This window comes from Streptomyces sp. NPDC003023 (genome assembly GCF_042888225.1).
Lineage (GTDB): Bacteria > Actinomycetota > Actinomycetes > Streptomycetales > Streptomycetaceae > Streptomyces.
Window position 1 is genome coordinate 222,903 of the sequence record NZ_JBIAPL010000010.1, and the last position, 24,402, is coordinate 247,304.

Below are 24,402 nucleotides of genomic sequence, written 5' to 3' on the forward strand. Positions count from 1 at the left end.
GGGGGCCCGGCCCGGGCGGGGTGTCATGAGGCGGGGTTCCCGAGAACCCGGTCGAGGGGGACGTTCTCGGTGACGGTGACCGCCGCCGGGTCGAGGTCGGCCGGCGACGGCATGACGCTGCCCGGCAGCTGCACTGCGGCTGCCCCGTGGGCGACGGCTGCCGCGAGGGCGGCGGGGCCGCTGCCGCCGCCGGCGAGGAAGCCCGCCAGGGAGGCGTCGCCGGCGCCGACGTTGCTGCGGACGGCGTCGGCGGGTGCCTGACCGAACCAGGTGCCGTTGTCGGCGACGAGGAGCTGGCCGTCCGCGCCCAGGCTGGCGAGGACCGCCCGTGCTCCCCGGTCGCGCAGTTCCTCCGCCGCCTTGACGGCTTCGCCGACGGTGGCGAGGGGGCGGCCGACCGCTTCCGCGAGTTCCTCCGCGTTGGGTTTGACCACGTCGGGCCTCTCCCGCAGGGCGGCGGTGAGCGCGGCACCCGAGGTGTCCAGTGCGACCCGTGCGCCGGCCCGATGGATACGCGCCACCAGCTCGGCGTACCACTCGGGGCGCAGGCCGCGCGGCAGGCTGCCGCAGCACGCGATCCAGTCGGCGTCGGCCGACCGCGTCCGTACGGCTTCCAGCAGCGCCTCGGCCTCGGCAGGGGCGAGACGGGGGCCGGCCGCGTTCACCTTGGTGAGGGTGCCGTCCGGCTCCACGAGGGTGATGTTGACGCGGGTCGAGCCGCTGACGGGCACGCCGGCGGCCTCGATGCCGTGCTCACCGAGCAGCCGGTCGAGCAGCGCGCCCTCGGGACCGCCGAGCGGCACGACGGCGACCGTGCGGTGGCCTGCCGCGGCGACGGCCCGCGAGACGTTGACGCCCTTGCCGCCGGGGTCGACCCGGTCCCTGGCCGCGCGCAGTACGGCTCCACGGTCCAGGGAGGGCAGTTCGTAGGTGCGGTCGAGGCTCGGGTTGGGGGTGATGGTGAGGATCATGCGCGGACCACCTCCGTGCCCTGCGCCTCGATGGCGCGGGCGTCGTCCGGGCTGAGGCCCGTGTCGGTGATCAGCAGGTCCACGTCCGTCAGATCACCGAAGCGTGCGAAGTGCTGCTGACCGAACTTGGCGGAGTCGGCCAGCAGGACGACCCTGCGGGCGGCGGCGACGGCGGCCCGCTTGACCGCGGCCTCGGCGAGGTCGGGGGTGGTCAGGCCGCCTTCGACGTCGAATCCGTTGGTGGCGAGGAAGACCACGTCGGCCTTGATCTCCCCGTACGCCCGCAGCGCCCAGGCGTCGACGGCGGCGCGGGTGCGGTGCCGGACGCGGCCGCCGACCAGGTGGAGGGCGATGCCGGGGTGGTCGGCGAGCCGGGCGGCGACGGGCAGCGCGTGGGTGACGACCGTCAGCGGCGAGTCCACCGGGAAGGCGGCGGCCAGCCGGGCGGACGTGGTCCCGGCGTCCAGGATCACGCTGCCGTCGCCGGGCAGTTCGGCGAGCGCGGCACGCGCGATGCGCTCCTTCTCGTCGGCGGCGACGGCGTCGCGCTCGGCGAGGTCGGGCTCGAAGTCGAGCTGCCCGACCGGGATGGCGCCGCCGTGCACGCGCCGTACGAGCCCCGCCCGGTCGAGAGCCTTCAGGTCACGTCGCACGGTTTCCGCGGTGACCTGGAACTCCTCGGCGAGGGACAGCACATCCACCCGGCCGCTTTCGCGGGCAAGGCGCATGATCTCCTGCTGGCGCTCCGCTGCGAACATGTGGTTTTACATCCGTTTCAATGACCGAGTCTGTGGTTTTCACGGATGCTACGCCGCCACAACCACGAAGTAAACAGATTCGGGCATGCAAACGGACAGAAACAGGAGCGGAGCCGCTCGAGGCCCTACGAGGGTCGTCCGCCTTGCCGCGGCGGAGCACGGTCGGGTCCCGCGAGCGTCACTGACTGGTCAGGAGTTGCGGTGCGAGGTTCTTGATCATGGTGTTGGCCCAGCGCATCTGCCTGAGGGTCCCTGGATGGCAGGAAGAGGCGAGCTCCAGCAGCCGGGTGTCCTTCGACGCCTGTGCCGCCTGCGCGAGCATCTCCCAGTGCAGGGAGTTCGCGGACGCGTCCAGATGCAGGTCGCGCAGATCCCGCAGGAGAAGCAGACCCGGCTCCGGCCGGTGCCCGACGGCCTGCGCCGCCTTCCCGCGCATCAGCGTGAACAGCCCGTGCGACGGCTTCACCGGTGATTCGTCCAGGTCGAGGCCGTAGGAACGGCCGGTGGCGGCCAGTCGTTCCGTGTGCTCGCGGGACCAGTCCGCGAGGTCCTTGGCGACGTGGTGGACCTCGTGTTCCGTGCGGTGGCGGTCGGCCACGGCCAGCAGTTCGCCGGCCAGGTGCCGCTCCCCGTCGTGGAGGGCGCGCAGGGTGAGAGTGATGCCGTTCATTTCGAACCGCCTTCCCGCGAGGTCCCGTTGTCGTCGGCCGTCTGCGTGACCCGGGCGGCCGGGCCGCCCGTCGTCGCCGGTACTCCGGCGTCCCCGCCGGGTTCGGACGCGGTGGTCGTAGGGGCGGGAGACGGCCGTCCGTCGCCCTTCTCCACGAGGGTGAGCGCGGCGGCGGCCGTCTTGAACAGCGGCTGCTTGGAGGCCGGGTCCCAGTCGGTGATGGTCGCCTCGTTGGCCGCGCGTCCCGGTGTGCTGCCGTCCGGGCCGGAGCCGGCGGGTGTGTCCCAGTACCCGTAGTGGAAGGGGACGAACAGTGTCCCCGGGCGCAGGGCCGTGACCCGCAGCCGTCCGCGCAGGGCGCCGCGCGGCGAGCTGACCTCGACGAGGTCTCCCTCCGCGAGGTCGCGCGCGGCGGCGTCGGTCTCCGAGATCTCGACCCATACGTCGGGGGCCGCCGCGTTCAGTTGCGGTGCGCGCCCGGTCTTGGTGCGGGTGTGGAAGTGGTAGAGGGTGCGCCCGGTGGTCAGCTGGAACGGGTGGTCCGGGCCCGGTGCCTCGTGCAGCGGCAGGAACTCGGCCGCCTTGATCATCGCCTTGCCGTCCGGGTTGAGGGAGCGGTACTCCACGGCACCGTCGGACGCGCCGGTCGACAGGTCCTTGCCGTAGCTCTCGCACCGGTCGGGGTGCGCCCAGCTGATGCCCTCGGTGTACAGCCGCGGCGTGCCGTCCGGTGAGTCCTCGGTGCACGGCCACTGGATGCCGCTGCCGCCGCGCAGCCGGCCGTACGTGAGACCCGTGTAGTCGCACGGCCGGCCGGCGCTGCAGCGCTTCCACGCCTCGAACGCCGACTCCGGGTCGTGCCAGGTGATCAGCGGTCCGCCGTCCTTGTCGCGGAAGTCCATGCGGGCGGCGTAGTCCAGGAAGATGTCCAGGTCGGGTCGTGCCTCTCCCGGCGGTTCCACCGCCTTGTCGGACAGGTGCACCGTGCGGTCGGCGTTGGTGAACGTGCCGGTCTTCTCGCCCCAGGTCGCGGCGGGCAGGACGACGTCCGCCAACTGCGCGGTCTCTGTGAGGAACAGGTCCTGCACCACCGTCAGAAGCCGTTCCTGGGACAGGATCGAGCGGATGCGGGAGAGCTCGGGAAGGGAGACGGCGGGGTTGGTGCCGCTGATCCAGAGCATCCGGATCGAGCCCTGCTCGGCGTAGCGGAACATCTGCATGGCGTGGGTGGGCGGCGCGTAGTGCGGGACGGTCGAGGGTTCGACGTTCCACACCTTCGCGAGTTCGGCGACGTGCCGGTCGTTCTGCCAGTTGCGGAAGCCGGGCAGGTCGCCGTTGGCGCCGCACTCGCGGGTGTTCTGGGCGGTGGGCTGCCCGTTCATCTGCAGCACGCCCGCGCCCGGCCGTCCGAGCATGCCCCGGACGAGATGCAGGTTGTTGATCTGTACGGCGGCTGCCGTCGCCTGGTGGGACTGGTAGATGCCCTGCAGCACCGTGGAGAGGAGCCGGTCGGTGGTGCCGAGGACTTCCGCGGCCTCGACGATCAGCCGGGCGGGGACGTCGCAGATCGCGGCCGCCCATTCCGCGGTGCAGTGCTCGACCCTGGCGGCCAGTTCCTCGAAGCCGACCGTGTGCGCCTCGATGTACGCGTGGTCGACGCGGTCGTGACGGATCGTCTCGTGCAGGAGTGCGTCGAGCAGGGCCACGTTGGTGCCGATACGCGGGGCCAGGTGGACCGTCGCCCGGCGGGCCACACGGGTGGGCCGCGGGTCCACGCACACCAGACGGGGCGGATCCGCGCCCTCCAGCCGGTCGAGCACGCGCATCCACTGCACGGGCTGCGTCTCCGCGATGTTGTGCCCGTAGAGCGCGATCACGTCGGCGTGGTCGATGTCGTCGTAGCTGCCGGGCTGTCCGTCGCAGCCGAACGACTCCTTGAGGGCCTCGGCCGCGGTGGAGGTGCACAGGCGGGTGTTGCCGTCGAGGTGGTTCGTCCCCACGCCGGCCCTGGCGAGCACCGCGAGCGTGTAGTACTCCTCCAGGAAGAGCTGGCCGGAGGTGTAGAAGCCGATCGATCCGGGGCCCCGTTCGTCGAGCAGTTCACGGGAGCGGGAGACGACGCGGCTCATCGCGGTCTCCCAGTCGGTCTCCACCAGCCGTCCGCCGTCGCGGATCAACGGCCGCGTCAGCCGGTCGGGCGAGGCTCCCGCCTGCCAGGCGAACAGGTCCTTGGGCCCGAGCCTGCCGCGGTTGACCCGGTCGACCGCCCTTCCCCGCACACCGACCATGCGGCCGTCCTTGACGGCGATGTCCATGGCGTCCCCGTCCGAGTGAAGGATCGAGGCCGCCTGCACCCACCGTTCCACCTCGTCGACCGCTACTCCGTCGGCCAGGTGGGTGTCCACCCGCGTCGGCCACTGTCCGTGCCGCGCATACGGAGTGCGGCCTCCCCAGGGCTGGGCGATCCGGTCCACCGAAGCGTCCACGTCTGCCTCCCGTGACATGCGGGCCGGTACCGGGCGCACCGACCGCACAGAAGTACCCGGCATACGGAACTCGTAACGCGGGGCCCGGCCGGGCCGGTCACCGCAATGGCGGATGTCGCGAACACCCGGAAAGCACCCGCACATATACATTGCACCGGTATAGGTCATCGGGGTCGCCGCCTGTTGGTGCATCTGCGCCTGAACCAGAGCAGAAGGCAACCGAACGTACGGGAGTTCGTGTGGCATCTGAGTCAGGTCCTCGTCTCGACGTTCAGTCGGAGGACGCGTACGAGAACGAGCTGCCGGTGCGGCGGAGGCATCCGGGCAACGTCGTGATCAAGTGGCTGACGACCACCGACCACAAGACGATCGGCACGCTCTACATGTCGACCGCGTTCGGCTTCTTCCTGTTCGGCGGCCTGATGGCGCTCTTCATGCGCGCCGAGCTGGCCCGGCCGGGCACGCAGATCATGTCGAACGAGCAGTTCAACCAGGCGTTCACGATGCACGGCACGATCATGCTGCTGATGTTCGCGACACCGCTGTTCGCCGGTTTCGCGAACTGGATCATGCCGCTGCAGATCGGCGCGCCGGACGTGGCGTTCCCGCGGCTGAACATGTTCGCGTACTGGCTGTACCTCTTCGGCTCGCTGATCGCGGTGGCCGGCTTCCTCACCCCGCAGGGTGCCGCGGACTTCGGCTGGTTCGCCTACAACCCGCTGTCGAACGCGGAGCACTCGCCGGGCGTGGGCGGCGACCTCTGGATCATGGGTCTGGCCTTCTCCGGCTTCGGCACGATCCTCGGCTCGGTCAACTTCATCACCACGATCATCTGCATGCGCGCTCCCGGCATGACGATGTTCCGGATGCCGATGTTCACATGGACCGTGCTGCTGACCGGTGTGCTGGTCCTGCTGGCCTTCCCGGTGCTGGCTGCCGCGCTGTTCGCGCTGGAGGCGGACCGCAAGTTCGGTGCCCATGTCTTCGACTCCGCGAACGGCGGGGCGATCCTGTGGCAGCACCTCTTCTGGTTCTTCGGCCATCCGGAGGTGTACATCATCGCCCTGCCGTTCTTCGGCATCGTCTCGGAGATCATCCCGGTGTTCTCCCGCAAGCCCCTGTTCGGTTACATCGGCCTGGTCGGTGCGACGATCGCGATCGCGGGTCTGTCCGTGACGGTGTGGGCGCACCACATGTTCGTCACCGGAGCCGTGCTGCTGCCGTTCTTCTCGTTCATGACGTTCCTCATCGCCGTGCCGACCGGCGTGAAGTTCTTCAACTGGATCGGAACGATGTGGAAGGGCTCGTTGTCGTTCGAGACACCGATGCTGTGGTCGATCGGCTTTCTCGTGACGTTCCTGTTCGGCGGTCTGACGGGAATCATTCTGGCGTCGCCGCCGCTGGACTTCCACGTCTCCGACTCGTACTTCGTCGTCGCGCACTTCCACTACGTCGTCTTCGGCACCGTGGTCTTCGCGATGTTCGCCGGATTCCACTTCTGGTGGCCGAAGTTCACCGGCAAGATGCTGGACGAGCGGCTGGGCAAGATCACCTTCTGGACGCTGTTCGTCGGCTTCCACGGCACGTTCCTGGTGCAGCACTGGCTGGGCGCGGAGGGCATGCCGCGGCGTTACGCGGACTACCTCGCCGCCGACGGGTTCACCGCCCTGAACACCGTCTCCACGATCGCCTCCTTCCTGCTCGGCGCCTCGATGCTGCCCTTCGTGTACAACGTCTGGAAGACGGCGAAGTACGGCAGGAAGATCGAGGTCGACGACCCGTGGGGCTACGGCCGTTCACTGGAGTGGGCCACGTCCTGCCCGCCGCCGCGGCACAACTTCACCACGCTGCCCCGGATCCGCTCCGAGTCTCCCGCGTTCGACCTGCACCACCCGGGCATCGCCACCCTCGACCAGGTCACCGACGCGGGCCGTCGGGACGTCATCGAGCCGGGGAAGGGAATCGCCCCGCCGCTCGGCGAGGGCAAGGAAGGCAAATGAGGGGCCCGGTGCGGCGGCCCGAGTCGGAGGCCGCCGCGGGAATCGCCAGGCTCGAGGGCTATCTGCTGGCGCAGAGCCGGATGCGGGAGGCCGAACGGGAGGCGGAGGCGTTCGCGGGCCGGATGCCGTGGCTGACCACCGCGCAGCGCGAGGAGGTCGTCCGCATCTACACACAGGACCGCATCGCCCTGTCACGGCGCGTCCTGGAAGCCGTGGTGTCCCGGGCACACGAACTGCGGCTGGAGTACGCCACGCGTTACGAGGAGCTCCGCCGCCGGCTGCTGTGCGCCGGGGCCGCCGCACTGCTCGGCTCGGCGGCGCTGTGCGTCCTGGCGGGAACGCTGGTCACCCACCGCTGAGCGCGGTGTCCCGCCCGGCACGCCCGGCACGCCCGGCACGTCCGAAAGCGGATACTGGTGGGATGAGCATGTCGGCGCGCCGGGTCCAGAGTCTGCGGAGACAGCTGGGCAGCAGTCTGTTCACCCGTGTCGCGGGCCCGGCCGGCGCGGAGACCCGTTCCCGTATCCATGACACCCCTGGGCCACGGTGGTTCGGTCCCGACCGGCCGATCCGCACCGTCCACGGTGACGCGTCGATGTTCGTCGGCGGGCTCAGCGCCCTGCTGCTGCAGTCACTGCACCCCTTGGCCATGGCCGCGGTCGCCGCCCACTCCGGGTATCGCGGCGACCCGTGGGGGCGGTTGCAGCGGACCAGCACGTTCCTCGCCGTGACGACCTACGGCACGGCCGACGACGCCCGGGACGCTGTCGAGACCGTACGGGCCGTCCACGAGCGGGTGAGCGGCAGGGCCGGCACCGGAGAGCCGTACAGCGCCGCCGACCCGCACCTGCTCGGGTGGGTGCACGTGGCGGAGGTGGACAGTTTCCTCCGCGCCCACCAGCGCTACGGTGCGCATCCGCTGGACCGCGCCGGCTGCGACGGGTACGTCGCCGACACGGCACGCGTCGCGGCGGCCCTCGGTGTGGTCGACCCGCCGCGTGACCTGGCCGCCCTGGCCGACCGCCTCGCCGCCTACCGTGCCGAACTCCGCCCGTCACCGGAGGCGAGGGAGGCGGCCCGCTTCATCCTGCTCCACCCGCCCCTGCCCCGGCTCGCCCGAGCGCCGTACGCGCTGCTCGCCGCGAACGCCGTCGCCATGCTGCCGCCGTGGGCCAGAGCGCCACTCGGGCTCCCGTACGTGCCGTCGGTCGAGAGGTTCTGCGTACGCCCGACCGGAACGGTGCTGACCCGCACCATCCGCTGGGCCATGACACCGCCTCCCCCGCCCTCCGGGCAGGCGTGACCGGGCGCATCCCGAGCAGGCCCCGGCCCGCGGAAATACAATGAACGCGGGCTCCACGGCCCAACCGGGCCGATTTCCCCGTGCTTCGCACGAGCGACCGGGCCGGCCGGCTTCGGACGCAGTTCGGAGAGGTCCATGATCCGGCGCCGCCCCGTGCGAACGGCGACCGCGGACGAGATGCTGACCGCGCTCGGACGCCTCACCGACCGCGCTCGGAAGGGCGCGGAGCGGCAGAAGGCCCGGGTCGAACTCGCCGAGGCGCTGCAGCGCTCCATGCTCCCGGTGCCGGCGGACCTTCCCACCCTCCCCGGCCTGCGGGTCGCCGCACGGTACGCACCGGCCAGGAACGGTCTCGACATCGGAGGGGACTGGTACGACGGCTTCGTCCTGCCCGATGGCTCCCTGGGCTTCTCCATAGGCGACGTGCAGGGTCACGACGTCGAGGCGGCGGCCTTCATGGGGCAGGTGCGCATCGGCCTGCGCGCCGTCGCCATGGCGACCACCGACCCGGGCGAGGTACTGCGCCGCGCCAACGAGCTGCTGCTCTCCGTCGACCACGGACTCTTCGCGACATGCAGCTTCCTGCGATACGACCCGGTCGCCGGCGAACTCCAGAGCGCCCGTGCGGGCCATGTCCCGGCCATATGGGCGACGGCGGGCGGGCACGGCGGGATCGTCGACGACGAGGCGGGAGTACCGCTCGGCATCCTGCCCGGCGAGGTGTATCCGGTGGCGAGGCGGCGGCTCTCCCCGGGCGATGCGTTCGTCCTGCTCACGGACGGCGTCGTCGAGGGCCCGGCGTACCCGATCGAGGAAGGACTCGAGGCCGTGGCCGGGCTGGTCCGCTCGGCGGCCCGGGAGCACACGGAGGCGGGGGAACTGGCCTCACGGGTGATGAGCACCGCGGCGCTCACCGATCACACGGACGACGCCGCCGTCCTGGTCCTCTTCCACGACCTCGCTTAGCCGGGGCGGAACGGTGGAACGCCGGTCCGCCCGCGGGGGCCGGCCCGCCGGCAGTGGAACGGGTTCTTCCGTCCGCACCGGGACGGATCGGCGAGCCCCCGCATGATCCGGCCTGATGGGCACCGGCTGGACTGATCACGATTGATCACGGGCGGCGTCCTCAGGGACGTCCTTGACGTGCACGAGCCCGTCGGGTCGGGCCGGACGGGCCGAGTCGAAACGGGGAGCAGCCGTAGCAGGGGGAGATGCGAGGGGCGGGCCGTGCGGCACCGAGGACGGCGGCCGCCCCGGGGCCGCCCGGCGCCGACGGGACCGCGCGCGGTCCGTTCGAAAGCGCGTCCGGCCAGATCGGGCCGCTCGCCAGCGCGTGTCACGAGGACGCGGCGACGCTGACGCTGTGTGATGACATGCGTGGTCTGCAGCGAGCAAATCCGACGTCCGGTCGCAGCACTGCTGCGTATCCTCGCCGTCACCGCCGCCTACTGGGCAGGCGGACGGATCGGCCTCTCCCAGGAGGTGGTCGTCGACGGGGCGGTCGTCACGCCCCTGTGGCCGCCCACCGGGGTCGCCCTGGCCTGCCTGCTGTGGATGGGCGCCGGGGTGTGGCCGGGCATCGCGCTCGGTGCGCTGCTCACCGTCGCGACGATCGACCACTCGCTCGATCTCAGCACGCTCGGCATCGTGACCGGCAACACCGTGGCGCCACTGGCCGCGTATCTGATGCTCCGGCGAACCGGTTTCCGCACGGCGCTCGACCGGCTCAGGGACGGACTTGCGCTGGTGTTCCTCGGCGCGCTGGCCGGGATGCTCGTCAGCGCGACGTTCGGCGCGGTGACACTGGTTCTGAGCGGCTCGTTGCCGCTCGGGGAGTTCTGGCCGGTCTGGTCGGCGTGGTGGGTCGGGGACGCGATGGGCGTTCTGGTGATCACCCCGCTGCTGCTCGTCCTGCGCCGGGCGAGGCTGCCGCGCGACACCCGGGCATGGTGGTGGACGGAGGCCGTGGCCCTGTGCGTCACATCGGTCGTCGTGACGCTGGTGGTCACCCGGCTGGAACTGGCCCTGCTGTTCCTGGTGTTCCCGATGCTGATCTGGGCGGCGCTGCGCTTCCAGCTGCCCGGATCCGCCCCGTGCGCCCTGCTGATCTCGGTCATGGCGATCTCGGCGGCGACCAGCACCGAGGGGCCCTTCGCCGACCGGAGCATGCTCGAGGTGATGATCATCCTGCAGGCCCTGAACGGGTCGGCGACACTCACGGCCCTGCTGCTGGCCGCGATCGTCACGGAGCAGAACGCCGTCCGGCACAAGATCGAGGAGGCGTGCTCGGCTCTCGCGGAGGTCGTCGATCAGATCGCGCCGGGCGAGACGGCCCATCTGTGGCCGCCGCTCGACGGCGACAAGCGCTCGGACGGCTGAAGGGCTGTCCCGCAGGATCCTTCGTTCGGATCTTCTGTTCGGGTCTTTCGTTCGGGTCTTTCGTTCGGATCAGTAGGCGGAGTCGACGTTGTCGATGGAGCCGTACTTGTCGGCTGCGTAGTTCGCGGCCGCGGTGATGTTGGCGACCGGGTCGGTCAGGTCGTGCGGGGTGCCGTCGACGTGGTACGCCTCGAAGGTGGGCTGGATGACCTGGAGCAGGCCCTTGGACGGCGTACCGTTCTGGGCGTTCACGTCCCAGTTGTTCTGGGCGTTCGGGTTGCCGCTGGACTCGCGCATGATGTTGCGGTGCAGCCCCTCGTAGGTGCCGGGGATGTCCTCGGACTTCATGATGTCCAGGGCCTCCTTGATCCAGCCGTCGAGGTTGTCGGCGTAGACCTTCTTGGTCTTCTTCGCCTTTTTGGCCTTGTCGCTCTTCTTCGGCTCGTCCTTCTTCGCCGCCGGGACCTCGGACGCCGCGGAGACCGCCGCCGGAGCCGGAGCGGCCTGGGCGGGAGAGGGTGCCAGCGTGAGCGCCACCGCCGCGGCACCGGCGGTTGCCATGCCGGTCAGCGAGAGCTTGCGGAGACGGTCGGTGCGGCGGGCGAAGGTCTGCGTGAAGGCGGTCATACGAAAGGAACTCTCCAGAACGGGGACGTCGTGGGGGCCGGCCATGGTTCGGTCCGACGGGCGACCCGGTGGTGTTCGCCGGGACGTCAGCCATGGTTAGGGGCCCCTCGAGCAGGGCGCAAGAATGTGACCTACTACCCGATTGAAGAGAAATGCCGGAAACTGTCGCCCCTGGCCCGATTTACCGGCGTCTGGACGAGTCGGCGGCAACGACCGCTCTTAGTAAGTGACGCGCCCCCTATGCGCGGCATCACAGCCAAGCGGGCGCGACGAGGACCTGGGCGCACTGTGCGTGAGCGCCCCTCACCCCCGTGAGCGGATATCTGCGCGAAGCCGTGGAAACGGTGCGAGGCATTCGGAACCGTACGTCTTCACCGCATGTCTTCCTGAGTGACAGCACAGCCCCCGCACCGGAAGAAATGGGGGACATCATGCTTTATCAGTCAAAGCTCGCAGCCGCTGCCGCCGGCATCCTTCTCACCGCCGCGGTCGGCGCCACGATCCCAGCGTCCGCGTCCGCGTCCGCGTCCGCATCCGCGCCCCGGTCCGCCGCACCCTCGGTGGCTCCGGCGACCGCGCTCGTCACCAATGCACGGTGGGGTGGCCACGCCTCCTTCGACCGCATCGTCATCGACGTCCGGGGCGAGGTGCCGCCGGTCACCGTGAAACCGGTGAAGGAGTTGCGCCACGACGGCCTCGGAACCAAGGTTCCCCTCGCCGGCAGATACTTCCTCGAGATCAGACTCTCCCCCGCCGCCGCCCACGACGACGACGGAAACTCCGTCTACAAGGGTCCCCGTCTGACGAGGATCTGGCTGCCCGGCCTCAAGGGTCTGGCGCTGACCGGCGACTACGAAGGCGTGGTCACGTTCGGGGCGGCCTTCGACAGCAGGCCCGCGTACACCACGCACCGGCTTCACGCGCCGGAGCGCTTCGTCATCGACATCCGTCACGCACCGCCGGCCTGCGGCCGGTGAGGCAGCGCGGTCCCGGCCGTCGGGCCGGGGCCGCGTCACCGCCGCCCGCCGCCGATGGCGGGACGGTCGGTTTCCGGAACGACCGTCCCGGACCGTCACGCCGAACCGTCACGCCGAACCGTCCCGCCGCATCGTCAGGCCCGGACCCGGTCGACCGGTCACGCCCTGTGCCGCGACCGTCATTCGAACCGTGAGACGTCACCGGCCCCCCGGCGGACGATCTCCGGCTCGTCACCGGAGAAGTCGATGACAGTGGTCGGCTCCGTGCCGCAGTCGCCGGAGTCGATCACGGCGTCCACCACATGGTCGAGCCGCTCCTTGATCTCCCAGCCCTGCGTCAGCGGCTCGTCCTCGTCGGGCAGGAGCAGAGTGCTGGAGAGCAGCGGCTCGCCGAGCTCTGCGACCAGGGCCTGCGCGACGACATGATCGGGGATCCGGACCCCGACCGTCTTCTTCTTCGGGTGCAGCAACTGACGCGGCACCTCCTTCGTCGCGGGCAGGATGAACGTGTAGCTGCCCGGCGTCGCCGCCTTGATCGCGCGGAACACGTCGTTGTCGACGTGGACGAACTGCCCCAGCTGCGCGAAGTTCTGGCAGACCAGCGTGAAGTGGTGACGGTCGTCCAGATTCCGGATGGTGCGGATCCGGTCAATGCCGTCACGGCTGCCGAGCCGGCATCCCAGCGCGAAACAGGAGTCTGTGGGGTACGCGATGAGCGCGCCGGATCGGATGCTCTCGGCCACGGTGCTGATGGTGCGCCGCTGAGGGTTCTCGGGGTGCACGTCGAAATACTTCGCCATCCGGCGAGTCTAGGACCTGCGAGCGATCGAACCCGGCCAGTGGCCGCACGAGTTCACCCACCGGATGCGGCCCCGGCAGAAGCACCCGATGCGGCGGGCGCACCGCGACGAGGGGAAACTTCGCACTTAAAGTCAAGGTCAAAGAAAAGTCTGCCGCGCATATTGACCCCACTCCCGGCGCCGGGCAACCTCTCCGGTTGAAAGCACTCCGGAGAGCGCTCTCCGACTTCATTCCCAACGACCTCGAGGAGTACGGGCATGCCACCAGCCGGCATACCGGTCGCGCCGACGCGACACCTACGACGATCCGACACCGCCGGGCGGCGGGGCATCGCGGGGGCGGTCGTCACCGCGCTGGTGGCCACACTGCTCGCGTTCGCCCCGGCCGCCACCGCCAACGCCGCGCCGGTCCTTCTCTCGCAGGGCAAGCCGGTCACCGCTTCCAGCCAGGAGCACCAGGGCACGCCGGCGGCGGACGCCGTCGACGGGGACAACGGCACGCGCTGGTCGAGCGCGGCCGCCGACCCGCAGTGGCTCCGGGTCGACCTGGGCACGGCGACAGAGCTCGGCCACGTCGAGCTGCGCTGGGAGACCGCGTACGCGAAGGCGTACCGCATCGAGCTCTCGACCGACGGGCAGAACTGGTCGACCGCCTACTCGACCACGAACGGCGCCGGCGGAACGGAGACCGCCGACATCTCCGGGACCGCCCGCTACGTGCGGATGACGGGCACCGAGCGGGCCACGCAATGGGGCTACTCGCTCTGGGAGTTCAAGGTGTTCGGCACCACCGACGACAGCGGGCCGGTCATCCCCGGCGGCGGCGATCTGGGACCGAACGTCCATGTCTTCGACCCGTCGACGCCCGGCATCCAGGCGAAGCTGGACGAGGTGTTCAAGCAGCAGGAGTCGGCCCAGTTCGGCTCCGGCCGCCACGCCTTCTTCTTCAAGCCGGGCACCTACAACGGTCTCAACGCGCAGATCGGCTTCTACACCCAGATCGCGGGCCTCGGCCTGAAACCGGACGACACCACCATCAACGGCGACGTCACCGTCGACGCGGGCTGGTTCAACGGCAACGCCACCCAGAACTTCTGGCGCGCCGCGGAGAACCTCGCCCTCAACCCCGTCAACGGGACCAACCGCTGGGCGGTCTCGCAGGCGGCCTCGTTCCGCCGTATGCACGTCAAGGGCGGCCTCAACCTCGCCCCCGACGGATACGGCTGGGCCAGTGGCGGCTACATCGCCGACAGCAGGATCGACGGCACCGTCGGCCCGTACTCGCAGCAGCAGTGGTACACCCGTGACAGCTCGGTCGGCGGCTGGACCAACGGCGTGTGGAACATGACGTTCTCCGGGGTGGAAGGCGCACCCGCCGCAGGCTTCCCCGACCCGCCCTACACCACGCTCGACACGACGCCGGTCTCCCGCGAGAAGCCGTTCCTCTACCTCGACGGCGACCAGTACAAGGTGTTCGCCCCCGACAAGCGGACCGCCGCACGCGGCACCACCTGGAGCTCCGGCACGCCGCAGGGCCGGTCCATCCCGCTCGAGCAGTTCTACGTCGTCAAGCCCGGCGCCGGCGCCTCGACCATCAACGCGGCGCTCGAGCAGGGCCTGCACCTGCTCTTCACGCCCGGTGTGTACCACGTGGACCGGACCATCAACGTCAACCGCGCGGACACCGTCGTGCTGGGCCTCGGTCTCGCCACGCTCATTCCCGGCAACGGTGTCACCGCCATGAAGGTCGCCGACGTGGACGGGGTGCGCCTCGCGGGCTTCCTCATCGACGCGGGCCCGGTCAACTCGCCGACGCTGCTGGAGATCGGCGGCCCGAACGCCTCCGCCGACCACTCCGCGAACCCGACCACGGTGCAGGACGTGTACATCCGCATCGGCGGGGCGGGCCCCGGCAAGGCGACCACCAGCATGGTGGTCGACAGCGACGACGTGATCATCGACCACACCTGGGTGTGGCGTGCCGACCACGGCGAGGGCGTCGGCTGGGAGACCAACCGGGCGGACTACGGCGTACGGGTGGGCGGCGACGACGTGCTGGCCACCGGGCTGTTCGTGGAGCACTTCAACAAGTACGACGTGGAGTGGTTCGGCGAGCGCGGCCGGACGATCTTCTTCCAGAACGAGAAGGCGTACGACGCACCGAACCAGGCGGCCATCCAGAACGGCTCCACCAAGGGCTACGCGGCCTACCGGGTCGACGACTCGGTCGACACCCACGAGGCCTGGGGCATGGGCAGCTACTGCTTCTACAACGTCGACCCGACGATCCGTCAGGAGCACGGCTTCCGGGCGCCGGTGAAGCCCGGCGTGCGATTCCACAATCTGCTCGTGGTGTCGCTCGGCGGGAACGGCCAGTACGAGCACGTGATCAACCAGACCGGTTCACCGACCTCGGGCACGGCCACCGTGCCGTCCACGGTCGTCTCGTTCCCCTGATCCGCTCATCGGCCGCCCCCGGGTCCCCGTGACCAGGGGCCCGGGGCCGGCCGGCATCCGCCAGGAGCTCATGTGTCCACACCCCCCTCCACGACCTCCCTCGTCCGCCGCGGCACCGTTCCCTTCCTCGCGCTCGGCGCACTGCTCGCCTCCTCGTTCACGGTCGCCGCCGCCCCCGGCGCGCAGGCCGCGGAAACACTCCTCTCCCAGGGCGCGGCCGCCACCGCCTCCTCCCAGGAGGGTGAGGCGTTCGCGGCGACCGCGGCCTTCGACGGCGACCTCACCTCCACTCGCTGGGCCAGCGCCTGGAACGACGCCCAGTGGATCCAGGCCGACCTCGGCTCGAGCAAGGAGCTGAGCCGTGTCGTCCTCACCTGGGAGGCTGCCTACGGAAAGTCCTACGAGATCCAGGCCTCCGACAACGGCACGGACTGGCGGACCCTACGGTCCGTCACCGCCGGCGACGGCGGCACCGACGACCTCGCCGTCTCCGGCACCGGCCGCTACATCCGGATGCAGGGCATCGCCCGCTCCGGCGGCTACGGATACTCCCTGTGGGAGTTCCAGGTCTACGGAACCGACGGCGACACCGACCCACCCGCGGGCGGCGCCGTGCGCGTCACCGGCTCGCAGGGGAACTGGCAGCTCACCGTCGGCGGACAGCCGTACACGGTGAAGGGCCTGACCTGGGGACCGGCGCTCGCCGACGCGGCGCGCTACATGCCCGACGTGAAGTCCATGGGCGTCAACACCGTCCGCACCTGGGGCACGGACGCCGCGTCGAAGCCCCTGCTGGACGCGGCCGCGGACCACGGTGTCCGGGTCGTCAACGGCTTCTGGCTCCAGCCCGGCGGCGGGCCCGGCAGCGGCGGCTGCGTCAACTACGTGACCGACTCGGCGTACAAGGCGAACATGCTCGGCGAGTTCGCGAAGTGGGTGGAGGCGTACAAGAGCCACCCGGCGACGCTGATGTGGAACGTCGGCAACGAGTCGGTCCTCGGGCTGCAGAACTGCTACAGCGGCACGGAGCTCGCAGCCCAGCGCAACGCCTACACCTCCTTCGTCAACGACGTCGCCGAGAAGATCCACTCGATCGACCCGGACCATCCCGTCACCTCCACCGACGCGTGGACCGGCGCCTGGCCCTACTACAAGCGCAACGCCCCCGACCTCGACCTGTATTCGATGAACTCCTACGGCGACATCTGCGGCGTCCAGGAGGACTGGGAGCAGGGCGGCTACACCAAGCCGTACATCATCACCGAGGGCGGGCCGGCCGGCGAGTGGGAGGTGCCGGACGACGCGAACGGCGTACCCGACGAGCCGACCGACATGCAGAAAGCGGAGGGCTACAGCCGGGCCTGGGGCTGCGTCACCGGCCACCGGGGAGTCGCCCTCGGGGCGACGCTCTTCCACTACGGCATCGAGCACGACTTCGGCGGCGTCTGGTTCAACCTGCTGCCCGACGGGCTGAAGCGCCTGTCGTACTACGCGGTGAAGAAGGCGTACGGCGGCTCGACGGCCGCTGACAACACCCCGCCGGTCGTCTCGGACATGACGGTCTCCCCGGCGTCCTCGGCCCCTGCGGGCGGCGAGTTCACCGTCCGCGCCGATGTGCGCGACCCCGACGGCGACCCGGTCAGGTACCGGATCTTCCTCAGCGGCAACTACGCCAACGGGGACAAGCGCCTGGTCGAGGCGGCCTGGCGGGCCACCGGGAACGGCACGTTCGCCGTGACCGCGCCGGACAAGCTGGGCGTCTGGAAGGTCTACGTCCAGGCCGAGGACGGCCGCGGCAACGCGGGCATCGAGACCCGGTCCGTCAGGGTCGTGGCTCCCCCGGTGCAGGGCACCAACGTCGCGCTGAACAAGCCGACGACGGCCAGCTCCTACCAGGCGGAGTACGGCGACTGCCCCTGCCCGCCGGCCAGGGCCACGGACGGCCGCACCGACACCCGCTGGGCGAGCGACTGGAGCGACCCGCAGTCGATCCAGGTCGACCTCGGCGCGCCGACACCGATCCGCCGGGTCCAGCTGGTGTGGGACCCGGCCTTCGCCAAGTCCTACGAGGTTCAGGTGTCCGACAACGGCACCGACTGGCGCACGCTGCACTCGACGACCACGGGCAACGGGGACGTGGACACCGTCGAGTTGTCGGCGACCGCCCGGCACGTACGGCTGCACCTGACGGCGCGTGGCACCGGCTGGGGCTACTCGCTGCACGAGTTCGGCGTCTACAGCTGACGCGCTTCCAAGGCGGAGGGGCAGCCGGGCGCGTCCCTCTCCCGGCGGCCTCGCTCCATCGTGTCCCATCCGTCCCCCACCCTCTGTCAGGAGGAACCTGTGAAAGGCAGTCAGAGAACACTGTCCGCGCTGCTGGTCTGTACGGCGCTGGCAGCGAGCGTGCTCGGCCTCAACCAGATCGCCACGGCCGCGGGCACGGACCCCGCGCCCGCCGCCGCGCCCGCCCACGACCCGGCCGCGGTGGCGGCGTACGCGGGGCACGTGGGGCACGCGGAACCCGTGGGGCACTCGACGGCCGTCTCCGCGTTGCCGTCGGACGACGACCCGGACGGCGACGGCTACATCCCGGCCGACCCGCCGGTGACCGGGGTGACCCCGTCCCACGCCACACCGCCGCCCCGGTACTTCCACGAGTTCCAGGCCAACTGCGCCGTCAGCCACGCCGCCCCGGACGACCCGATCGTGTACCCGGGTCAGCCCGGCAGGTCCCACGACCACACGTTCATGGGCAACACGTCGACGGACGCGGCCAGCACCACGGCGTCCCTGTCGGGCGGCGAGACGACCTGCAAGGTGCCCGGCGACTCGTCGGCGTACTGGATGCCCTCCCTGTACGACGGGGACGAGAAGATCCTCCCGATCGGCGACCAGGTCATCTACTACAAGGCCGGGGTCACCGACTACACCAGTGTCCGGCCCTTCCCAAAGGGACTTCGGTTCGTCGTCGGCAGCCCGGCGCAGAGCCCGCAGGAGTTCCGTGACCATCCCGGCTGGGTCGAGGGCTGGGAGTGCGGCGACAGCTTCGGCAACGTCGCGTTCCCGCAGAACTACCCCTCGGGCACACAGCTCAACCTCCGTATGCAAGCCCCGAGTTGCTGGACCGGTCTGCATCTGGACACGCCCGGCCACCAGAGCCACATGGCGTATCCGGTGGTCAAGCCCGGCACCAACGACAACGTCTGTCCGCCCAGCCACCCGGTGGCGCTGCCGATGATCGAGTTCAAGATGGCGTTCCCGGTGGACGGCGACATGTCCCGCGTACGGCTCGCGAGCGGCGGCGCCCACTCGTTCCACTACGACTTCTTCAACGCGTGGGACGAGCGGACCCTGGACGCGATGGTGGACCACTGCGTCGTGGGCGGCCTGCAGTGCGACGCCCGCGGCTACGACCAGAACCGTCCGGAGGCGGGCGCGGCACTCAACGCCGACTACGAGCTGCCCTAGTCGTTGCTCGGCGCGAGTGGCCCGTTCCCGCGGCGGCGGGAGCGGGCCACTCGTGCTGCCGGGTGGCCGCGCCGACGGTGCAGCTCGACGGTGGTTGTGCGGACGGCGCAGCTCGATGGTGATTGTGCGGACGGCGCAGCTCGACGGTGATTGTGCGGGCTTGCCGCCGCACAGGAGCAGCGCCGGGTCACTGCCGCACGAGCCGCGCCGGACAACTGCTGCCGGGGCTACGCCGACTCGCGGATCACCAGCTCCGCGTCGAAGACGACCGAGGTGGGCTCCTCACGGGTCCCCTCGATCTGCTCCTGGAGCAACCGCGCCATGGTGGCGGCCATCTCCTCCATCGGCTGCCGGACCGTCGTGAGCGGCGGCCGGCAGGCGAGGGCCGCGCTGGAGTCGTCGAAGCCGACCACCGCCACATCGTCCGGCACGCGCCGCCCGCTTTCGCGCGCCGCCTCGCACACTCCCTGCGCCATCAGGTCGTTGGCCGCGAAGACCCCGTCGATGCCGGGATGCTCCGCCAGCAGCCGGTTCATGGCGGCGGCACCGCTGTCGACGGTGAACCGTCCCTCCACGACGGGGATGTACGGCCGGCCGTGCCGGGCCATGGTGTCGCGGAACCCGGCCAGCCGGTCCTGGGCGGCGGGCAGTTCCAGCGGTCCCGCCACCGTGGCGATCCGGCGGCAGCCGCGGGCCAGCAGATGTTCTGCCGCCAGCCGCGCGCCGTCCCGGTGCGCCACGTCGACGAAACTGACGGGCACCTGCGGCACCGGACGCGCGAACAGTGCGCAGGGCAGGCCCTCTGCCGCGAGGAGTCCGGGGAGCGGGTCCTCCGCATGGGTGGAGAAGACGAGCGCGCCGTCCGCGCTGCCCTGCCGCAGATACGCCACGACCTGCTGCCGGGCGGCCTCCGTCTCCGCGAACATCAGTACCGGGTACATGGATCTGGGCCGCAGGAAACCGACCACTCCGCTGACGACGCGGCCGAAGAACGGGTCGGCCAAGGCGCGTGAGGCGAAGGCGTTCTGCTCGCTCTCCGAGTCGTCCCCGGCTCCGGAGACCACCAGGGCGATCGTCTCGGCACGGCGGGTCACCAGGGAGCGCGCGGCGCGGTTGGGCGTGTAACCGGTGCTGCGGATCGCACTGCGCACCGCGTCCTGGATGGCGGGGTCCACGTTGCGGATGCCGTTGACGACGCGGGAGACGGTCGCGCGGGAGACTCCCGCCGCCCGCGCGACGTCCTCCAGCGTGGGCGGCTGTCTGGTCATGCACGGAACCCTATCGGCAGAGCCCTCCGCTCTCGTCGGCCTCCGTGGCGACGACAGTGCTGGTCAGCGGCAGATCGCCGGCCGACCTTCCCACGAGGACCTGGTACCCGCCCGGCTCCAACTCCCAGCGGTGGGACGTAGTCGACCAGTGGGCGAGCGCCCGGGCCGGTACGCGCACGGACGCCGTGACCGTCTCGCCCGGCGCCGCCACGACCGCCGCGTACCCGGCGAGCCAGCGCGCCGGACGCTCCACGGCGGAGCGGGGCCGGGACAGATACACCTGGACGACCTCCCGTCCCGTCCGGCCTCCCGTGTTGCCGACCCGTACGTCCACGGTGAACACCCCCTCTGTTCGGCGCACCCGCACATCCTCGTACCGCCAGGTGGTGTAGCCCAGGCCGTGTCCGAACCAGTAGGCGGGCGTGCGCCCGGTACGCGCCCAGGCGCGATGGCCGATGTGCAGCCCCTCCTCGTACGGGAGTGTGCCGTTCAGGGGGCGGGTACGGGTGACGGGGGCGTCCGCGAGCAGGGCTCCCCAGGTCGTCGGCAGCCGCCCGCCGGGCTCCGTGCGTCCGAAGAGGACGTCGGCGGCGGCCGCGCCGCCTTCCTGGCCCGGGAACCAGGTCAGCAGCACCGCCGCGACCTGGTCGCGCCAGGGCATCTCGACGGGTGCTCCGGCGTTGACGAGGACGACGGTACGGGGGCCGGCCGCCGCCACCACCCGTACGAGAGCGTCCTGGTGACCGGGCAGGGCCAGGCCGGTCCGGTCGTGACCCTCGGACTCGCCGTCCTCCGTGGTGCCGACGCAGACCACCGCGGCGTCCGTGTCGCGGGCGGCCCGGGCCGCGTCGGCGAGGGCCGCCTCCGGTGGGGGCAGTGGCGGTCCGGCGGTCAGCAGGGTGGCGCGGCCGGTACCGGGGGCGAGCTGCCGTCGGGCCACGACGCGCACGGCCCGGCCGGCCGCCAGCGGGACGCGCCCGTGGTGACGAGGCGGGTTGACATGGACCACCGCCGGGTCGTCGGTCTCGCGCGGGAACTCGCCGTCGACCAGGGTCCGCGAGCCGGCGGTGAGCGTGATGCGGCCGAAGCCTCCGACGCCGAGGGTCCACTCGCCGGACACGTCGGGAGTGAGGAGCGCCTCGATCTCGACGGTGTGCGCGCCCGGCGGCGTCGGTGGCTCCAACTGGCGTCCGGACGACCGGTGTTCCGCGTGGAGCTCGCGTCCCTGTGCGTCGAGGACGCGGAGCAGCACGCCGGGCAGACCGCTACGGGGATCGCGGCACAGGCCGGTCCCGACCGGCGGCGGGTCGCCGAGGGACGGTCCGGGTACGTGCAGGACGCGCGCACCGGGGCCGAGCGCCTCCCGGATTCCGTCCAGCGGTGTCGTCACATACGGCGGGAAGACGCCGGCGCTGCCGCCGCCCTGCGCCCGCGGCACCGCCGCATGGGGCCCGATCACCGCCACACTGCGCAGTGTGTGCGCGTCGAGCGGCAGCACTCCGGTGTTGCGCAGCAGTACGGCCCCGGCGGCCGCGGCGGTCCGCAACAGGGCCCGCACTTCCGGATCCGGGGCCGCGGCGGCCCGATTCGACGGCTCGACGACCGGGTCGGGAAGCACGGCAGCCGACACCGGCGGCTGAGGGACCGGGACCGCGGCAGGTCCGGGAGGGGCGACGCCCGAAACCGGCGGCTGAAGGACCGGGACCGGGACCGCGGCAGGTCCGGGAAGAGCGGCAGCCGGCACCTGCGGCTCGACGACCGGGTCAGGAAGCACGGCAGCCGACACCGGCGGTTCGACCGCCGGGTCGGCAGCGCACCCGCCCGCCAGCGGCGGCCCGGCGGGCCGGTCCAGGCTCACGACCGGTGTCGCGGCGCCGGGGCCGGCCGTCCCCGCCGGGCCGAGCGCGTCCAGCGCGCCGACGCGCGCGGCCAGTCGCAGCAGCCGGCGCACCTTCTCGTCGACGACCTCCTCCGGCACGGTCCCCTCCCGTACGGCCCGCAGCAGTGCCTCGCCCCACGGGCCCTCCGGCCCGGGCATCACGAGGTCCTGGCCGGTCAGCGCCGAGGCCACGGTGGAGCGGACCGCGCCCCAGTCGGAAACGACGACTCCGTCGAAGCCCCACTCGGTCCTGAGCGGAACGTCGAGCAGCCTGCTCTCGGTCATCGTGGTGCCGTTGACGCCGTTGTATCCGGCCATGACGAGCCACACCCCGGCTTCCACCGCGGCCTCGAAGGGCGCGAGACAGACCTCGCGCAGAGTGCGCCCGTCGACGCGGACGTCCACCGTGAGGCGTTCGGTCTCCGAGTCGTTGGCGACGTAGTGCTTGGCGGTGGCGGCGACGCCCTGCGCCTGGATGCCCCGGATCAGGGCGGCGCCGGTCCGGCCGGTGAGCAGCGGGTCCTCCGAGAAGCACTCGAAGTGGCGGCCGGCGAGGGGTGAGCGGTGCAGATTGAGGGTGGGTGCGAGGACCACGTGCACCCGTTTGCGCCGGGCCTCGGCGGCCAGCAGGCCACCGAGGCGTTCAACCAGTTCGTCGTCCCACGTCGCAGCGAGCGCGGAGGCGGAGGGCAGCAGGGCGGAGGTGTTCCGCTCGTCCCAGGACTCTCCCCGTACGCCGGCCGGACCGTCGGAGAGGGACAGGGCGGCGAGGCCGGCGGACGGATCGGGGTGGGTTCGCCAGGTGGTCGCCCCGGTGAGAAGGCGGACCTTCTGCCGGATGTCCAGCTTGTCCACCAGCCGTGCCGGCTCCTCCTCCGACCGTGGCAGCTCCCCTTCCAGCCGTGCCGGATCTTCCGCGGACATGGTCGGCATGGTTCCCCCTACGCCGTTCGGAGAGCGCTCTCCGAGATCATGGGGAACGCCACGCCGGACTGTCAATGCACCGCCCGGCCCTCCAGGGCCGCCCGCCACGCCGGCGCTACGATCTCGCGGACCGGCCGGGCCCTTCTGCCACCGGCCGCGAGGAAGTGCGCGAGCGGCAGGGTCGCCGCGCCGAGTGTCACCGCGTCGGGCCCCAGCGCACCGAGCTCGATCGTGACGCGCCCGGCGGGGTACCCCAGCGAGTACGCGGTGGCGTGCTCACGGACGGAGGCGAGGAACCGCCGGCCGAGTTCGAGACCGGCCCAGCCGCCCATGAGGATCCGCTCGGGCTGGAACAGGTTGATGAGGCCGGAGAGACCCGCGCCCAGATACTCGGCGGTCTCCTGGAGCACCGCGAGGGCCACCGGGTCGGCGGCGCCACCGCCGTCCGGGTACGCCGCGGCCAGCAGGGCACCGAGCGCGGTCTCCTCGTCGGAGCCCTCCGGGCAACACCCGCCCGCCTCACGCCAACGCTCCAGCAGCGCCTCCGCCCCCGCGTACGCCTCCAGGCAGCCCAGCGCGCCGCAACGGCACCTGCGACCCTGGACCTTGACCGTGAGGTGGCCCCATTCGAGGGCGCGGCCCTGTTCGGCCACATCGGTCACATGGCAGGCGCCGACACCGGAGCCGAAGAGGATCACGGCCACGCTCTGGGCGCCCCGCCCCGCACCGAACCACATCTCCGCCTGCCCCAGGGTCCTGGCGCCGTTCTCGATGAAGTACGGCACCGTCTCGGGCAGTCCGCAGGCCTCGCGCAGCAGTTCCTCCAGCGGGACGGCGTCCCAGCCGATCGTCTGGCCGTGGACGACGGCCCCTTCCTGCTGGGTCCTGGCGACGATTCCCGGTACGCCCACCCCGACGCCGACGAGCTGCCCGGCGGTGGCTCCCGCGTGGCGCAGCACGTCCCCGATGGCGTCGCGGATGTGGTCCACGATGACGCGGACGTCGTATCCGTCACCGGCCAGGACCCTTTGCGCGCGCGACAGTTCGGTGAGGGTCAGGTCGAAGAGTTCGACGCGGACCCGGGTCTCTCCGACGTCGACGCCGATGAGATGGCCGCTGGCGGGGACGATGCGCAGCAGGGTACGCGGGCGGCCACCTCCGGAGTCGACACTGCCCGCCTCCTCCACCAGCCCGTCGGCGGTCAGTTCGCCGACGACGTTGCTGATGGTGCCCGAGCTGAGTCCGGTGGCCGGACCCAGCGCCTGCCGGCTCATCGATCCGTCGAAATACAACCGTTGCAGTACCGCGGCTCGGTTGCTCCGCCGCAGGTCGTTGACCGTCCGTCCGGCCTGTCCAGCCATGCAGTGCTCCTCGGATCCGCGCGGGATCCGCGCGCTTGGAAGTCAGCTTCGCGCCACCCCTTGACGCCGTCGCC

The 24,402-nt window shown here is 71.3% G+C and carries 18 protein-coding genes; 9 read left to right on the top strand and 9 right to left on the bottom strand.

Annotated elements, in window-relative coordinates:
* Window positions 1-23 precede the first annotated feature (23 nt).
* The 4 genes from pfkB to ACFYV1_RS28310 form a co-directional block, all read right to left on the bottom strand.
* Window positions 24-971: a 1-phosphofructokinase gene (pfkB, locus tag ACFYV1_RS28295; RefSeq protein ID WP_389398424.1), complete on the bottom strand. Its 948-nt coding sequence runs from the start codon at window positions 969-971 to the stop codon at window positions 24-26.
* Window positions 968-1,729, bottom strand: a complete 762-nt coding sequence (locus ACFYV1_RS28300; protein WP_389398425.1) for a DeoR/GlpR family DNA-binding transcription regulator — start codon at window positions 1,727-1,729, stop codon at window positions 968-970. The genes pfkB and ACFYV1_RS28300 overlap by 4 nt, the downstream gene beginning before the upstream one ends.
* A 178-nt stretch (window positions 1,730-1,907) precedes the next feature.
* Entirely contained in the window at window positions 1,908-2,399 is a 492-nt protein-coding gene (locus ACFYV1_RS28305; RefSeq protein WP_389398426.1) for a hypothetical protein, read from the bottom strand.
* A complete protein-coding gene (locus tag ACFYV1_RS28310; protein ID WP_389398427.1) occupies window positions 2,396-4,885 on the bottom strand; it encodes a molybdopterin oxidoreductase family protein in 2,490 nt (829 codons plus the stop codon). Before ACFYV1_RS28310 ends, ACFYV1_RS28305 begins: the two co-directional genes overlap by 4 nt.
* Window positions 4,886-5,124: 239 nt before the next feature.
* Here ACFYV1_RS28310 and ctaD point away from each other — a divergent pair, with 239 nt between their 5' ends.
* The 5 genes from ctaD (at window position 5,125) to ACFYV1_RS28335 (ending at window position 10,567) form a co-directional block, all read left to right on the top strand.
* Window positions 5,125-6,885, top strand: a complete 1,761-nt coding sequence (ctaD, locus tag ACFYV1_RS28315) for a cytochrome c oxidase subunit I (protein WP_389398428.1) — start codon at window positions 5,125-5,127, stop codon at window positions 6,883-6,885.
* On the top strand, window positions 6,882-7,244 hold the full coding sequence (locus ACFYV1_RS28320) for a hypothetical protein (RefSeq protein ID WP_389398429.1): 363 nt from the start codon (window positions 6,882-6,884) through the stop codon (window positions 7,242-7,244). Before ctaD ends, ACFYV1_RS28320 begins: the two co-directional genes overlap by 4 nt.
* A gap of 62 nt (window positions 7,245-7,306) precedes the next feature.
* Window positions 7,307-8,188 (top strand): oxygenase MpaB family protein, encoded by an 882-nt coding sequence (locus ACFYV1_RS28325; protein ID WP_389398430.1) that lies wholly within the window; start codon window positions 7,307-7,309, stop codon window positions 8,186-8,188.
* 135 nt (window positions 8,189-8,323) lie between these two features.
* Entirely contained in the window at window positions 8,324-9,154 is an 831-nt protein-coding gene (locus ACFYV1_RS28330; protein WP_389398431.1) for a PP2C family protein-serine/threonine phosphatase, read from the top strand.
* A gap of 411 nt (window positions 9,155-9,565) precedes the next feature.
* Window positions 9,566-10,567 (top strand): MASE1 domain-containing protein, encoded by a 1,002-nt coding sequence (locus ACFYV1_RS28335; protein WP_389398432.1) that lies wholly within the window; start codon window positions 9,566-9,568, stop codon window positions 10,565-10,567.
* Window positions 10,568-10,636: 69 nt separating this feature from the next.
* On the opposite strand, the gene ACFYV1_RS28340 is transcribed toward ACFYV1_RS28335, so the two are convergent.
* Complete coding sequence (locus ACFYV1_RS28340) at window positions 10,637-11,194, bottom strand: transglycosylase SLT domain-containing protein (RefSeq protein WP_389398433.1); 558 nt, start codon at window positions 11,192-11,194, stop codon at window positions 10,637-10,639.
* A gap of 431 nt (window positions 11,195-11,625) precedes the next feature.
* On the opposite strand from ACFYV1_RS28340, the gene ACFYV1_RS28345 reads away from it, so the two are divergent.
* A complete protein-coding gene (locus tag ACFYV1_RS28345; RefSeq protein ID WP_389398434.1) occupies window positions 11,626-12,171 on the top strand; it encodes a hypothetical protein in 546 nt (181 codons plus the stop codon).
* 179 nt (window positions 12,172-12,350) lie between these two features.
* On the opposite strand, the gene ACFYV1_RS28350 is transcribed toward ACFYV1_RS28345, so the two are convergent.
* Window positions 12,351-12,971 carry an L-threonylcarbamoyladenylate synthase gene (locus tag ACFYV1_RS28350; protein ID WP_389398435.1) on the bottom strand — a complete coding sequence of 207 codons (621 nt, stop codon included), beginning with the start codon at window positions 12,969-12,971 and terminating at the stop codon, window positions 12,351-12,353.
* 258 nt (window positions 12,972-13,229) lie between these two features.
* Between ACFYV1_RS28350 and ACFYV1_RS28355 the strand changes: the two genes are divergently transcribed.
* From ACFYV1_RS28355 to ACFYV1_RS28365, 3 genes are all read left to right on the top strand, one after another.
* Window positions 13,230-15,428, top strand: a complete 2,199-nt coding sequence (locus tag ACFYV1_RS28355) for a discoidin domain-containing protein (protein WP_389398436.1) — start codon at window positions 13,230-13,232, stop codon at window positions 15,426-15,428.
* 72 nt (window positions 15,429-15,500) lie between these two features.
* Complete coding sequence (locus ACFYV1_RS28360) at window positions 15,501-17,672, top strand: discoidin domain-containing protein (RefSeq protein WP_389398437.1); 2,172 nt, start codon at window positions 15,501-15,503, stop codon at window positions 17,670-17,672.
* A 99-nt stretch (window positions 17,673-17,771) separates the two neighbouring features.
* Window positions 17,772-18,896, top strand: a complete 1,125-nt coding sequence (locus ACFYV1_RS28365) for a DUF1996 domain-containing protein (protein WP_389398438.1) — start codon at window positions 17,772-17,774, stop codon at window positions 18,894-18,896.
* A 227-nt stretch (window positions 18,897-19,123) separates the two neighbouring features.
* Here ACFYV1_RS28365 and ACFYV1_RS28370 read toward each other — a convergent pair whose 3' ends face one another.
* The 3 genes from ACFYV1_RS28370 to ACFYV1_RS28380 all read right to left on the bottom strand — a co-directional run bounded on the left by ACFYV1_RS28370 (window position 19,124) and on the right by ACFYV1_RS28380 (window position 24,328).
* Complete coding sequence (locus ACFYV1_RS28370) at window positions 19,124-20,164, bottom strand: LacI family DNA-binding transcriptional regulator (protein ID WP_389398439.1); 1,041 nt, start codon at window positions 20,162-20,164, stop codon at window positions 19,124-19,126.
* Between the two features lie 10 nt (window positions 20,165-20,174).
* Complete coding sequence (locus tag ACFYV1_RS28375; RefSeq protein WP_389398440.1) at window positions 20,175-22,967, bottom strand: glycoside hydrolase family 3 C-terminal domain-containing protein; 2,793 nt, start codon at window positions 22,965-22,967, stop codon at window positions 20,175-20,177.
* 71 nt (window positions 22,968-23,038) lie between these two features.
* Window positions 23,039-24,328 carry an ROK family protein gene (locus tag ACFYV1_RS28380; RefSeq protein WP_389398441.1) on the bottom strand — a complete coding sequence of 430 codons (1,290 nt, stop codon included), beginning with the start codon at window positions 24,326-24,328 and terminating at the stop codon, window positions 23,039-23,041.
* Between the last annotated feature and the right edge of the window lie 74 nt (window positions 24,329-24,402).

What these genes read in the sequence shown, in the direction of transcription:
- ACFYV1_RS28300 (WP_389398425.1), bottom strand. Translation starts at nt 1,729, where the DNA reads ATGTTCGCAGCGGAGCGCCAGCAGGAGATCATGCGCCTTGCCCGCGAA.
- ACFYV1_RS28305 (WP_389398426.1), bottom strand. Translation starts at nt 2,399, where the DNA reads ATGAACGGCATCACTCTCACCCTGCGCGCCCTCCACGACGGGGAGCGG.
- ACFYV1_RS28320 (WP_389398429.1), top strand. Translation starts at nt 6,882, where the DNA reads ATGAGGGGCCCGGTGCGGCGGCCCGAGTCGGAGGCCGCCGCGGGAATC.
- ACFYV1_RS28355 (WP_389398436.1), top strand. Translation starts at nt 13,230, where the DNA reads ATGCCACCAGCCGGCATACCGGTCGCGCCGACGCGACACCTACGACGA.
- ACFYV1_RS28325 (WP_389398430.1), top strand. Translation starts at nt 7,307, where the DNA reads ATGAGCATGTCGGCGCGCCGGGTCCAGAGTCTGCGGAGACAGCTGGGC.
- ACFYV1_RS28370 (WP_389398439.1), bottom strand. Translation starts at nt 20,164, where the DNA reads ATGACCAGACAGCCGCCCACGCTGGAGGACGTCGCGCGGGCGGCGGGA.
- ACFYV1_RS28340 (WP_389398433.1), bottom strand. Translation starts at nt 11,194, where the DNA reads ATGACCGCCTTCACGCAGACCTTCGCCCGCCGCACCGACCGTCTCCGC.
- ACFYV1_RS28380 (WP_389398441.1), bottom strand. Translation starts at nt 24,328, where the DNA reads ATGGCTGGACAGGCCGGACGGACGGTCAACGACCTGCGGCGGAGCAAC.
- ACFYV1_RS28345 (WP_389398434.1), top strand. Translation starts at nt 11,626, where the DNA reads ATGCTTTATCAGTCAAAGCTCGCAGCCGCTGCCGCCGGCATCCTTCTC.
- ACFYV1_RS28330 (WP_389398431.1), top strand. Translation starts at nt 8,324, where the DNA reads ATGATCCGGCGCCGCCCCGTGCGAACGGCGACCGCGGACGAGATGCTG.
- ACFYV1_RS28375 (WP_389398440.1), bottom strand. Translation starts at nt 22,967, where the DNA reads ATGTCCGCGGAAGATCCGGCACGGCTGGAAGGGGAGCTGCCACGGTCG.
- ACFYV1_RS28350 (WP_389398435.1), bottom strand. Translation starts at nt 12,971, where the DNA reads ATGGCGAAGTATTTCGACGTGCACCCCGAGAACCCTCAGCGGCGCACC.
- pfkB (WP_389398424.1), bottom strand. Translation starts at nt 971, where the DNA reads ATGATCCTCACCATCACCCCCAACCCGAGCCTCGACCGCACCTACGAA.